Below are 12,271 nucleotides of genomic sequence, written 5' to 3' on the forward strand. Positions count from 1 at the left end.
CGGTCACCGATTATCACCCTCACGACACCCGGTTAAGTTAGCGGCACTGGTTCGCGGCCCCACTGCCGCGCTTGAATTCCTTTTATTGAAATCTGGAGCTACCCATGACCCGTCGTCTGTTCCAACCCCTCGCACTCGGTCCTTACACCCTCGCCCATCGCGTGGCCATGGCACCGTTGACGCGCTCACGCGCCGGCCAACCGGGCGATGTACCGACGCCGATGAACGCCGAGTACTACCGCCAACGGGCCAGTGCCGCACTGATCATCACCGAGGCCACGCAAATTTCCCGGCAGGCTCAGGGTTACGCCTGGACGCCGGGCATCTACAGCTCCGAGCAGGTCCGCGCGTGGCGTGACGTCAGCGCGGCGGTGCATGAGGCCGGCGGGCTGATCTTCATGCAACTGTGGCACGTCGGTCGGGTGTCCCATCCGAGCTTTCAACCCGATGCTGGCCTGCCGGTTGCGCCCAGCGCGCTGCCGGTGCCTGGCAAGACGTTTATCGTCGACGAAAACGGTAACGGCGTCTGGGGAGATGTGCCGGTGCCTCGCGCGCTGGAAACCGCGGAAATCGCCGGCATCGTCGAGGACTACCGCGTAGCCGCGCGCAACGCATTGCAAGCGGGCATGGACGGTGTAGAGATTCATGCCGGCAACGGTTACCTGCTCGACCAGTTTCTTAACAGCAACAGCAACCAGCGTGACGATGCCTATGGCGGCAGCGTGGAGAACCGCGCGCGGTTTCTGCTGGAAGTGGTCGCGGCCGTCGCTGAAGAAGTCGGTGCCGAACGGGTCGGCGTACGCCTGACGCCGATGGGGCGCTTCATGGGCATGGGCGATGACACCCCGGAGGCGACCTTCGGCCACTTGGTCGAGGCGCTCAACCAATGGAATCTGGCCTACCTGCACCTGGTCGAGCCAGCGATGGTCGGCACAGTCAAAGATGAAAATTTCGACCCACGCTGGGACGCGATCATTGCCCAGTTGCGCAAGACCTGGAACGGCGTGCTGATCCTGGCCGGCGGCTACGATGCGCAATCTGCGGAACAGGCGCTGATTGCCGACCGTGCCGACATCATCGCGTTTGGCCGTCCGTTCCTGGCCAACCCGGACTTGCCGCGTCGGCTGCACGATGGCCTGGCGCTCAACGTGCCGGATCCGAGCAGCTTCTTTGGCGGGGATCAGCGTGGCTACATCGATTATCCATTTCATGCCTGAGCAGAAGCAGACCACCCGCCTCTCATGAATGTGTAAATTCCTGGAAGCAGGGGCCGATGCGCCCCTGCCCGATCAAGTCATACGATCTCTACATTTAGTCGCAGATGTGAAAAATCCACCGTAACGCCGAGCACAGTGCAGCTGTGCGCTTTCAGGTCTATTGCCCGACGTCGCCGAATGCGATAAAACGGGCTAGTTGTACGATAACCTAATAAAAACCAAGTCGTTCGAACGGCTAACAATCCTGAGATCTGCCATGCCTCGCCCTACCACTGCGCAAATCGTACCGCCGCCCTTCCCCCGCTATCTGGCTGTGATCATTCTGTTGTGCATGGGCTGTGCGTTTGCCGGCAATCATGTGGCGGCACGAGTCGCCTTTGATGATGGTGCGGGTGTGTTGCTGGCGATTTTGATGCGTTCCGGCGGGACCTTGCTGGTGCTCGCCATCCTGGTGCTGTGGCAAAGACAAAGCCCGCGTTTGCCGGCGGGCGCATGGCGCTGGCAGCTGCTGCTGGGGTTGCTGATCACTGCGCAGAGTCTGTGTCTGTATTCCGCTGTCGCACGGGTGCCGGTGGCGCTGGCCCTGCTGGTGGCGAACGTATTCCCTATTCTGCTGGCATTGCTCACCTGGGCGCTGGGTGGTCCGCGACCAAGCGCCCGCACCGCGACGTTGATGGGTTTGATTCTGTTGGGTCTGGTGTTTGTGCTGGACGTCCCCGGGCGTCTCTCGACCACGACAGACGTCAGTGCGCAATGGCTGACGGGCGTCGCGCTCGCGTTCTGCGCCGCCAGTGTGTTCGCCTGCGCGCTGTGGATCACCGACCACAAACTGTCTCAGGTACGTGGCTCTGTGCGCAGTCTGCTGACGATTTTCATCGTGTTCAGCAGCGTCAACCTGGCAGGGCTGACGGGCGCCCTTCCCGGCGGATTGAACCTGCCCGCCACCTCAACCGGATGGCTGGCCCTCGCCACTTTGGTAGTGCTGTACGGCACAGGTTTTATCGTCTTGTTCATTTCCGTGCCTCGACTCGACATGCCGCGCAATTCGCCGGTGATGAACATCGAACCATTGGCAACGCTGCTGATGGGCTGGATTGTGCTGGACCAAATGCTCAGTAGAGGACAGATTCTCGGCGGGGTGATTGTGGTCACGGGCATCGTCTTGCTGACGTATCGTAAATCAGTGGTCAAGGCTGAGGTTAAAGCAGCAATTTAGCACTTGGATGATGGCAAAAAGCTGTTTTTTCTCCGGCCACTCAGGACCAACATAGGTGGCAACCCCTGCGTCCCAACGTCGCAGCAAACAGCTATTGGCAAATCCTGCACAAGCCTTAGAATCCCGCGCTCTCTTGCAGCCCCCTCGGTGTCTGCCTGCACCACAACACACTTCGGCTTGGCAATCGCATGCGCAGCGGCGCACGTTGCGCTGTTCGTCCTCTAGAGGTTTTTATGTCTCCGCGTTTGCTGGCCATGGGGCTGTTCATTGTTGCGCTGGGCAACGGTTTCATGTCGTCGCTGACCACCCTTCGACTGGACGCTGCCGGTGCGTCGACCACGATGATCGGCATCGTTTCCTCGGCCTACTTCATCGGCCTGACCCTGGGTGCGGTGTTCAATGACCGTTTGATTCTGCGCATCGGCCATATCCGCGCCTACGGCAGTTTCGCCTCGCTGATCGCCGTGACCATCCTGCTGCAGGGCTTGTTCTATGACACCTGGGGCTGGTTCGCCCTGCGCCTGATCAACGGCTGGGCCACGGTCGGCGTGTTTCTGGTGATCGAAAGCTGGCTGCTGCTGGCGGGCGACGCGAAGATTCGTGGGCGCTTGCTCGCGCTGTACATGATCGTCTTGTACGGCGCCGGTGTGCTGGGCCAGGCAACGTTGGGCAAAATCACCGGGTTGAGCGACAGCGCACCGTTTATGGTGGCCGGCATGCTCGCCTCGTTGTCGGTGCTGCCGATCGTGATCCTGCCGCGCGTGTCGCCGCTGCTCGATCAGGTTGAACCGCTCAAGCCACGACAACTGTTGGGCGTGACACCGACCGGGCTGGTCGGCTGTTTCGGTTCAGGTGTGACCATCGCGGCGATCTACACTTTACTGCCGCTGTATCTGCAACGCAGTGGTCTGAATGTCGGTGAAGTCGGCAGCATGATGGCCTGGACGATCCTCGGCGCGATGCTCCTGCAGTACCCGGTCGGGCGCTGGTCCGACCGCAAGGATCGTTTGCAGGTGCTGACGATTCTGACAGTGGCGTGCACCGTGTTGTCGCTGGTGATCGTCCTGGTGCCATTGTCCTCGACCATGCTCGCGGTGATGTTGTTTCTGCTCGGTGGCGGTGTGTTTGCGCTGTACCCGGTGGCCGTCAGCCACGCCGCCGACCGTGCCCCTGCCGAAGCGTTGGTGCCGATGATTCAGGGCTTGCTGCTGATCAACTCACTGGGCTCGGCAATCAGCCCGATGATGATTTCGCCGGTGATGAACTCGTTCGGTGCCAATGGTTTGTTCTGGGTCTTTGCGTTGGTCAATCTGTGCATGGTCAGTTTCTTCCTGTGGCGCCGTGGCAAACGCCCGGTTCCGGCCAATCCCGCGCCGTTTGCAGCGGCAGCAACCTTCTCGCCGACAGGTGCGGAGCTGCGGGTGACCGAAGACTTGCGTCAGGCGGTGCAGGAACATCCGCCGATGGTCGATGCACTGAGCGGTGAGCCTTCGCCGCAGTGTGAGACGCGCTGAGGGTTGCGCCAGTCTGTGCCAAGCGCAGACTGGCTCGCACCGCTATTCAGATTCGTGGGTGATGTCCATGAGCGGAATCGGTTCAATCGCCCAAGCGCGAATCTGCCGACGTTCAGGGCTGGGTATCGCGCAAGCCTTGCGTCCGGTGAACGTTCGCGCAAGACGCTCTTCATCGATGCGCCAGCTGCGCTGCTCCAGTGCCTGCACGTCTTTGCGAAAGGCGATCTGCAGCGCATCGGATTTCAACGAAACCTCCTGCTGAAAAGAGTCCGGCACACGCTCTGGTCGGACGTTTTTCAGCACGGCATGATCCTGTTCGAAGATACGGATATTGCTCGCAATGAACCTGCGATCCAGCAGTCGGGTGCGCAGGAACGTTCTGCCCATCATCCACCAGGTGCGCGTGCGATTGGCGTCAATCGGCACATGCGCCGAGACGATGTAGATCCGCCAGCCGTTGGGCAACTCAAGCTCAAGCGTTGTGCAAGGACCGGACAAATGAAAACCCGGCACGGTGGCCACACTGACAAACTCGGTGGAGGATTTGCGCCGCAGCAGCCCTTTGCGTGCCGGCCTGCGCATGAGCATTTGGGCGCTGCCACTCCACGCATCGCTGTCGACCTCGAACGATTCAATCTCGGGATGATCCGGATCACCGAAGGTTGAACCATGGACAAACGGTGCGTGCGCGAAGTCCAAACCGTTTTCGATAATCCGGTCCCAACTGGCCTGCCAGTCAAAGTGACCCGCGACCACACGGATGGCGGGATCGTCGATCCAGTCGAGCGTGGGCAACGGTGGACGCTCAGATTCTGGCAGATCACCTAAAAACGCCCAGATCCAACCGTATCGCTCCAGCGTCGGGTACGCATCGACGCGGGCCTTGGCGGGAATCCGCAGGTCGGGCTGCGCAGGTATCTGCGTGCACACACCATCAGCGCCAAACCGCCAGCCGTGATAGGGACACTGCACGCTGTTGCCGACCTTGCTGCCGGCCGACAGTGAGCCGCCGCGATGCACGCAGATATCCGACAGCACGTGCGCGACGCCTGCGTCATCGCGGAACGCCACAAAAGGTTGTCCGAGCAATCGAACCGGCATCAGTCCATCAGTCAACTGTGACGATGGGAGAACGACATACCACAGGTTTGTAAGCATGGGGGGCGTGCGATCCGTCAGTACGGTGAGTTCAAGTCAGAAAAACCCTGGAATGCAAAACTAAACCAGAGGGCTCCACTTGGCCAACGTGAATTGCCAGTGCCCTTGCCCAGCCCTTTGCCTACACTTGCTTGCCAATGATGTTTACCTCTCTGCCGAAGGAGCACGCCCATGTCAAAGCTATATCCCAGTATCGATCCTGAGGGGCTGGTCGAGTACTCGGTTGTCTACACTGACCGCTCGCTCAACCACATGTCGCAGTCCTTCCAAGGCGTGATGAAGAACATTTCCAAGACCCTGAAACAGGTCTACCACGCCGAGGCGGTTGCAGTGGTTCCGGGCAGCGGCACATTCGGCATGGAAGCGGTGGCGCGGCAGTTCGCCACCGGCCAGCAATGCCTGGTGATCCGCAACGGCTGGTTCAGTTATCGCTGGAGCCAGATCCTTGAAATGGGCAATATCCCGGCGGCGACCACGGTGTTCAAGGCACGGCCGGTAGAGCCGGGTCGCCAGGCAGCCTACGCCCCGCCGCCGCTGGACGAAGTGCTGGCCGCCATCGCGGCGCACAAGCCGCAGGTGGTCTTCGCACCCCACGTTGAAACCTCATCCGGGATTCTCCTGCCCGACGACTACCTGCGAGCGGTCGGTGACGCCGTGCATGCGGTGGGCGGTTTGTTCGTGCTGGACTGCATCGCGTCCGGCACGATTTGGGTGGATATGCACCAATGCGCCGTCGACCTGCTGATCAGCGCTCCGCAGAAAGGCTGGAGCGCCTCCCCGTGCTGCGCTCTGGTGATGTTCAGTGCTTTGGCGCTTGAGCGCATCGAACAGACGCAAAGCAGCAGCTTCGCCTGCGACCTGAAAAAGTGGCTGCAGATCATGCAGGCCTACGAACAGGGCGGACATGCCTATCACGCGACGATGCCCAGCGATTCCCTCGCGCGGTTCAATGACGTGATGAAAGAGACGCAAGCGTATGGGTTCGACAAGATTCGCGATGAACAACAGGCGCTGGGTGATCGAGTGCGTGCGCTGTTGACCGGCAAAGGCATCAAAAGCGTCGCCGCAGAAGGCTTTCAGGCCCCCGGCGTCGTGGTGAGCTACACCGATGATGCCGATATCAAGAACGGCAAGAAATTTGCCCAGCACGGCCTGCAGATCGCTGCCGGCGTGCCGCTGCAATGCGACGAACCCGCTGACTTCCAGACCTTTCGCCTCGGTCTGTTCGGACTCGAAAAACTTCAAAATATCGAGCGCACCATCAGCCTGCTTGAGCAGGCACTGGATGAGGTCATTTAGATACCCGGCGACCCGTCGTCGGGCCGCCCGGTTCGGCCGTTTAATAGACTTGAGGCACCATGAGTTCCGGTGGCGTAGGACTGCGAGAGTAGTCCTCCTCGCGCACGCGCTGCGGCAGTTCGATCTGCGGTAACTCGACTTCTTCGTAAGGCATTTGGCCGAGTAGATGATTGATGCAGTTAAGTCGGGCTTTTTTCTTGTCGTCGGCTTGCACCACCCACCAGGGTGCTTCGGCAATGTGGGTGCGTTCGAGCATGATTTCCTTGGCCTTGGTATAGGCCTCCCAACGCCGACGTGACTCCAGATCCATCGGGCTGAGTTTCCACTGTTTGAGCGGGTCATGGATGCGACTTAGGAAGCGCAGGTGTTGTTCTTGGTCGGAAATGGAAAACCAGTACTTGATCAACTGAATGCCGGAACGGGCGAGCATTCGTTCAAACTCTGGCACGGTCCGGAAAAATTCTTCGTACTGATAGTCGTTGCAAAATCCCATAACCTTTTCAACACCGGCGCGGTTGTACCAACTGCGGTCAAATAGCACGATCTCACCTGCTGCCGGCAGGTGCGAGACATATCGCTGGAAGTACCATTGGGTTCGTTCGCGGTCGTTGGGCGCGGGCAAGGCAGCGACACGGCATACCCGGGGGTTGAGCCGCTGGGTTATGCGCTTGATTACCCCTCCCTTGCCAGCGGCATCGCGCCCTTCAAACAAGATCACTACCTTGTGTCCGGTCTTGACCACCCAGCTTTGCAACTTCACCAGTTCACCCTGCAGGCGAAACAACTCGCTGAAATAAAGCCGTCGGTCGTCCTTCTCGATACCATCCGGAACGTGGTCATCGAACAGTGTGTTCAGGTCATGCCCGTCTTCGGACAACTCCAACTCCAGCTCCTCGTCACTGTGGTCGAGCAGCTCGCGCTGAATGCGGTGTATCAACTGATCTTGAGCTGAGGGCATGGTGAAGACCTCGGGGACGGGATGGTACTGCCATACTGACGGCGATTTATGACTGAGCAGTTACCGGGTTCTCGGGATTGCTGATTGCTTGAAGAAGACGTTGTATCCCGGCCGGACGTCCCGTGCGTTCAACCTTTCGCGGGTATTTGCTGAACCAGTCGTACGCTCTGCTCTTTCGATATGTGGTCAGTCCGGGCACAATGCGCATCCTTTTTTGGCTGGCCTTGCCGGAGGCCTCGAAATGATCAAGACACCGTACTACCTCATCGACAAACAGAAACTGCTGACCAACATGCAGAAGATCGCCTATGTGCGCGAACAGTCCGGGGCCAAAGCCCTGCTCGCGCTCAAGTGCTTCGCGACCTGGTCGGTGTTCGACTTGATGCAGCAATACATGGACGGCACCACGTCGTCGTCGCTGTACGAACTCAAGCTCGGTCGTCAGAAGTTCGAAGGCGAAACCCACGCCTACAGCGTGGCCTGGGCTGACGATGAGATCGAGGAGATGCTCGACAATTGCGACAAGATCATCTTCAACTCCATCAGCCAGCTGCAACGTTTTGCCGAGCGCTCTGAGGGCAAAGTCCGTGGCCTGCGCGTTAACCCGCAAGTCAGCAGCTCCGATTATCTGTTGGCCGACCCGGCGCGTCCGTTCAGCCGTCTAGGCGAATGGGACCCGGTGAAGATCGAAGGCGTTATCAGCCAGATCTCCGGTTTCATGTTCCACAATAACTGTGAGAACGGCGACTTCGGCCTGTTCGACCAAATGCTCTGCACCATCGAAGAACGCTTCGGTGAGCTACTGCACAAAGTCAGCTGGGTCAGCCTCGGCGGCGGCATTCACTTCACCGGTGAAGGCTATGCGCTGGATGCGTTCTGCGCTCGTCTCAAGGCGTTCTCGCAAAAGTACGGCGTGCAGGTCTATCTGGAGCCTGGCGAAGCGGCGATCACTAACAGCGCTTCGCTGGAAGTCACCGTGCTCGACACTCTCTACAACGGCAAGCACCTGGCCGTCGTGGACAGCTCCATTGAAGCCCACTTGCTCGACCTGTTGATCTATCGCCTGAACGCCAAGCTGGCGCCGAGCGAGGGTGAACACACCTACATGGTGTGCGGCAAATCGTGCCTGGCCGGAGACATCTTCGGCGAGTTCCAGTTTGACCGTCCGCTGGCCATTGGCGATCGACTGTCATTCATCGATACCGCCGGCTACACCATGGTCAAGAAGAACTGGTTCAACGGCCTGAAAATGCCATCCATCGTGGTGAAACAACTCGATGGTACCGTCGAAGTGGTTCGCCAATTCGGTTACGAAGACTACCTGTCCAGCCTTTCTTGAAACGGACAGACAAAGGAGAGAAAAAGCAATTGAAAAAGAACGTTCTTATCATTGGTGCAGGAGGTGTCGCTAAGGTGGTGGCCCACAAGTGCGCGCAGCATAACGATGAACTCGGTCGTATCGCTATCGCGTCGCGCAACATCTCCAAATGCCAGGCCATCATCGACAGCGTCAAGGCCAAGGGTAGCCTCAAACAACCCGCCGATATCAAAGCCTTCTCGCTCAATGCGCTGGATGTCGAGGCGACCAAGGCGCTGATCCGTGAAACCGGATCCCAGATCGTCATCAACGTCGGCTCCGCGTTCCTCAACATGTCGGTGTTGCGTGCCTGCATCGATACCGGCGTCGCTTATCTCGACACCGCCATTCACGAAGAGCCGGGCAAGATCTGCGAAACCCCGCCCTGGTATGGCAACTATGAGTGGAAGCACCTCGCCGAGTGCCAAGAGAAGAACATCACCGCCATTCTCGGCGTGGGCTTCGACCCGGGTGTGGTCAACGCCTATGCAGCACTGGCACAACAACAGTATTTCGACCGCATTGATTCGATCGACATTCTTGACGTCAATGCCGGTTCCCACGGCAAATATTTCGCCACCAATTTCGATCCGGAAATCAATTTCCGTGAATTCACCGGGCAGGTGTGGAGCTGGCAGAACAGCCAGTGGACCAGCAACACCATGTTCGAAGTCAAACGCACCGACGACCTGCCGGTCGTGGGCTCGCAGAACCTGTACCTGACCGGTCACGATGAAGTGCACTCGCTGTCGAAGAATCTGGGCGTACCCAACGTACGTTTCTGGATGAGTTTCGGCGAGCACTACATCAACGTGTTCACGGTCCTCAGGAACCTCGGCCTGCTGTCCGAACAACCGGTCAAGACCGCCGAAGGCCTGGAAGTCGTGCCGCTGAAAGTGGTCAAGGCTGTGCTGCCTGATCCGAGTTCGCTGGCGCCCGGCTACACCGGCAAGACCTGCATCGGTGACCTGGTCAAGGGCACCAAGGATGGCCAGTCGCGCGAAGTGTTCATCTACAACGTGGCCGACCACGAGGAAGCCTTTGCCGAAACCGACAGCCAGGGCATTTCCTATACCGCCGGCGTACCACCTGTTGCCGCTGCCCTGCTGGTCGCCCGTGGCGAGTGGGATGTGCAGCGCATGGCCAACGTCGAGGAACTGCCGGCTGAGCCGTTCCTCAAGGCGCTGGACGTCATGGGCCTGCCGACCCGCATCAAGGATGAACACGGAGATCGTCCCTGGAACGGCGTAGCCTGAGGCTCGCAATAAACCGCGACGCGTCACTGCCCGCTACAAAAAACGCCGCTCATTGAGCGGCGTTTTTTTGTCTGCACTGAAAATCAGGACACGGCTTCCGGACATTGTTGCGGCGGATTCCTGCTCCTGCCCTGTTGTTGCCGGGCGAGCAGTGCCTGTACGTCAGCGACGGCATCCAGAACCCGCTGCGCCCAATGCTCATCCTCCGGGTGCACGACAACAACGCGAAAACCGTGATCATGGCCTTCCGAGCGCACACCTTCGGAGTCATCGACATGCAAGTCGATATCGAAGGCCGGGGGAATTTCGACGGACCGTTTGCCAACCCGTTTGTCACCAATGCCTGGTTATGCACCACACTGTTGACCACCCCGTCGACGCGGATGCCATACAACAACAGCCAGCGCCTGATATAGGCCGGGGTCCGACCGGACGACGTGTAAACCCAGATACTGCAGCCCTGACGCCGTAACTCGCGGGTCAATGAGCGCGTACCGCATCGCAGTGGCTCGCCGAACCAACGATGCAAGCAGGCCGGCAACCAGCTCTGCTCGATGGCACAGTGATGCAGCTGGCAGGCCAGCGTGTCATCGATATCGAACGAAACCCGTATGCGCTGGCGAGCGAATACGCTCATGGGGATAGCACCGAGCATGGCTTGCCAAACGCGGCTGACGGAAGCCTGGTACCTGGCGGAAATGGGTTGCCCGCTCATCAATCTCCCCCTTGCAAGACGGGCGAGGTCTTGTCTTTGAGTAAAAAATTCATCGACTCAGGCGCCTGACCTTCAAGGAAGGCCGCATACTTTTTCTTGATTTTGGGCAATTCATACAACGCCTTTACCCCATGCTTGGCGGAGTTGCGGATGACCGAGGACGGATTGAAGTAACCCCCGGCATTTTCCAGCGTCAGCACGAATGGAGGTAATCCCGCGCGCATGAGCAAATAGCTGACGATGAGTGAGCCACTGCGGTTATTACCCTCGATAAACAACTGCGGTTTGCTGAGGATTCGAACATAAACACCAGCCGCTCGCTTCCAGACTGACTCGCTGCGATACGCGCAATACCAGTTGAACAGGTCCTTTATCCCCCCTTCAACGTTGTTGAAGAAGTGCTCTTCGGTCGCCGCCAGGTGTTGAGCGTACTCCAGTCGGCGAACCGGGTCCCGGCCACAGAGGACGGTAGCGTTGATCTCCAGCATCAGGTTCAGTTGCTGAAGGTCGAACAGGTCGACACCACGAGCGACATAGTCATCAATCAGCGCATAGCCTTCAAGCACATTGTGCAGCACTTCGTCAGTGAAGGGATCGCGAGGCTCGGTAAAGTGCCTGCTGAGTTCGGAGAAACGGCCCTGAACCTCTCGCAATACCCGTTCAATCGCGGGCAAATCAAGACGACGCGTTGCAGACATTGGCAATCCTGAGAACGGTAGATAAAAGGGTCAAACGGCCGGATGCCAGTACCGCACCCTTGTCCATGGCCGCTTGCCGTCTTGACTGGATAATTGCTTCTTAGCTGAACTTGCCGCTGATGTAGTCTTCGGTCATTTGTTCACGCGGTTTATCGAATATCTGGGTTGTCGGCCCCATCTCGACCAGATAGCCGGTGCGCGTCCCCTGGGAAATATCAACCGAGAAAAAAGCGGTCGTGTCAGCGACGCGGATGGCCTGCTGCATATTGTGAGTCACCAGGGCGATGGTGTAGTCCTTCTTCAACTCGATCATCAACTCCTCGACCCGCCGGGTCGCGATCGGGTCGAGTGCCGAGCACGGCTCGTCCAGCAACAGCACTTCCGGTTCGGTCGCAATGGCACGGGCGATGCAAAGCCGTTGCTGCTGGCCACCGGAGAGTGACAGGCCGCTGACCTTGAGCTTGTCCTTGACCTCATCCCACAGCGCGGCACCCTGCAAGGCATGCTTCACGCGGTCGCCCAGATCGCCCTTGTAGCGATTGAGGCGCAGGCCGAATGCAACGTTGTCGAAAATGCTCATCGAGAACGGATTCGGCTGCTGAAACACCATGCCGATATAACGACGCACGACCACTGGATCGACGCCCTTTCCATAAACGTCTTGTCCGAGGAAATGCACGTGCCCTTCGAAGCGAAATCCCTTCACCAGATCGTTCATCCGGTTGAGGCTGCGCAGCACGGTGCTCTTGCCGCAACCCGATGGACCGATGAAACCGGTGATCTTGTTTTTTTCGATCGGAACATGGCTGTCACGCACGGCCAGGAAGTTACCGTAGAAAATCTTCTCCAGCTTGCAGTCCATGACCACTGGCGCCTGAGTGAC

Annotated in this window: 10 protein-coding genes and 1 pseudogene; 6 read left to right on the forward strand and 5 right to left on the reverse strand. The window is 58.8% G+C overall.

Annotated elements, in window-relative coordinates:
* Positions 1-104: 104 nt before the first annotated feature.
* The 3 genes from AB4N74_RS09550 (at position 105) to AB4N74_RS09560 (ending at position 3,947) form a co-directional block, all read left to right on the forward strand.
* A complete protein-coding gene (locus AB4N74_RS09550) occupies positions 105-1,217 on the forward strand; it encodes an alkene reductase (RefSeq protein ID WP_460099684.1) in 1,113 nt (370 codons plus the stop codon).
* 256 nt (positions 1,218-1,473) lie between these two features.
* A complete protein-coding gene (locus AB4N74_RS09555; protein WP_460099687.1) occupies positions 1,474-2,433 on the forward strand; it encodes an EamA family transporter in 960 nt (319 codons plus the stop codon).
* 233 nt (positions 2,434-2,666) lie between these two features.
* The gene (locus tag AB4N74_RS09560) at positions 2,667-3,947 is read left to right on the forward strand and encodes an MFS transporter (RefSeq protein WP_460099689.1); all 1,281 of its coding nucleotides are present in this window, start codon (positions 2,667-2,669) and stop codon (positions 3,945-3,947) included.
* 42 nt (positions 3,948-3,989) lie between these two features.
* On the opposite strand, the gene AB4N74_RS09565 is transcribed toward AB4N74_RS09560, so the two are convergent.
* Entirely contained in the window at positions 3,990-5,048 is a 1,059-nt protein-coding gene (locus tag AB4N74_RS09565) for an aromatic ring-hydroxylating dioxygenase subunit alpha (protein ID WP_460099692.1), read from the reverse strand.
* A gap of 228 nt (positions 5,049-5,276) precedes the next feature.
* Here AB4N74_RS09565 and AB4N74_RS09570 point away from each other — a divergent pair, with 228 nt between their 5' ends.
* Positions 5,277-6,404 (forward strand): alanine--glyoxylate aminotransferase family protein, encoded by a 1,128-nt coding sequence (locus AB4N74_RS09570; RefSeq protein WP_460099695.1) that lies wholly within the window; start codon positions 5,277-5,279, stop codon positions 6,402-6,404.
* Between the two features lie 40 nt (positions 6,405-6,444).
* Here AB4N74_RS09570 and ppk2 read toward each other — a convergent pair whose 3' ends face one another.
* Positions 6,445-7,362: a polyphosphate kinase 2 gene (gene ppk2, locus AB4N74_RS09575; RefSeq protein WP_460090929.1), complete on the reverse strand. Its 918-nt coding sequence runs from the start codon at positions 7,360-7,362 to the stop codon at positions 6,445-6,447.
* A 241-nt stretch (positions 7,363-7,603) separates the two neighbouring features.
* Between ppk2 and AB4N74_RS09580 the strand changes: the two genes are divergently transcribed.
* Together AB4N74_RS09580 and AB4N74_RS09585 are read left to right on the forward strand one after the other, a co-directional pair.
* Positions 7,604-8,701 (forward strand): carboxynorspermidine decarboxylase, encoded by a 1,098-nt coding sequence (locus AB4N74_RS09580; RefSeq protein WP_099759153.1) that lies wholly within the window; start codon positions 7,604-7,606, stop codon positions 8,699-8,701.
* A gap of 29 nt (positions 8,702-8,730) precedes the next feature.
* Entirely contained in the window at positions 8,731-9,975 is a 1,245-nt protein-coding gene (locus AB4N74_RS09585; RefSeq protein ID WP_460099699.1) for a saccharopine dehydrogenase family protein, read from the forward strand.
* A gap of 83 nt (positions 9,976-10,058) precedes the next feature.
* On the opposite strand, the pseudogene AB4N74_RS09590 reads toward AB4N74_RS09585, so the two are convergent.
* The 3 genes and pseudogenes from AB4N74_RS09590 to pstB form a co-directional block, all read right to left on the reverse strand.
* Positions 10,059-10,630: pseudogene (locus AB4N74_RS09590) on the reverse strand (hypothetical protein).
* 59 nt (positions 10,631-10,689) lie between these two features.
* Positions 10,690-11,388 (reverse strand): hypothetical protein, encoded by a 699-nt coding sequence (locus tag AB4N74_RS09595; RefSeq protein ID WP_095048981.1) that lies wholly within the window; start codon positions 11,386-11,388, stop codon positions 10,690-10,692.
* Between the two features lie 100 nt (positions 11,389-11,488).
* Entirely contained in the window at positions 11,489-12,250 is a 762-nt protein-coding gene (gene pstB, locus AB4N74_RS09600; protein WP_460101100.1) for a phosphate ABC transporter ATP-binding protein PstB, read from the reverse strand.
* Positions 12,251-12,271 lie beyond the last annotated feature (21 nt).

This window comes from Pseudomonas sp. H3_C08, from assembly GCF_054669455.1.

Bases quoted from the DNA above. Each gene is read 5' to 3' on its own strand.
- AB4N74_RS09550 (WP_460099684.1), top strand. From the start codon at position 105: ATGACCCGTCGTCTGTTCCAACCCCTCGCACTCGGTCCTTACACCCTC.
- AB4N74_RS09555 (WP_460099687.1), top strand. From the start codon at position 1,474: ATGCCTCGCCCTACCACTGCGCAAATCGTACCGCCGCCCTTCCCCCGC.
- AB4N74_RS09560 (WP_460099689.1), top strand. From the start codon at position 2,667: ATGTCTCCGCGTTTGCTGGCCATGGGGCTGTTCATTGTTGCGCTGGGC.
- AB4N74_RS09565 (WP_460099692.1), bottom strand. From the start codon at position 5,048: ATGCCGGTTCGATTGCTCGGACAACCTTTTGTGGCGTTCCGCGATGAC.
- AB4N74_RS09570 (WP_460099695.1), top strand. From the start codon at position 5,277: ATGTCAAAGCTATATCCCAGTATCGATCCTGAGGGGCTGGTCGAGTAC.
- ppk2 (WP_460090929.1), bottom strand. From the start codon at position 7,362: ATGCCCTCAGCTCAAGATCAGTTGATACACCGCATTCAGCGCGAGCTG.
- AB4N74_RS09580 (WP_099759153.1), top strand. From the start codon at position 7,604: ATGATCAAGACACCGTACTACCTCATCGACAAACAGAAACTGCTGACC.
- AB4N74_RS09595 (WP_095048981.1), bottom strand. From the start codon at position 11,388: ATGTCTGCAACGCGTCGTCTTGATTTGCCCGCGATTGAACGGGTATTG.
- pstB (WP_460101100.1), bottom strand. From the start codon at position 12,250: ATGGACTGCAAGCTGGAGAAGATTTTCTACGGTAACTTCCTGGCCGTG.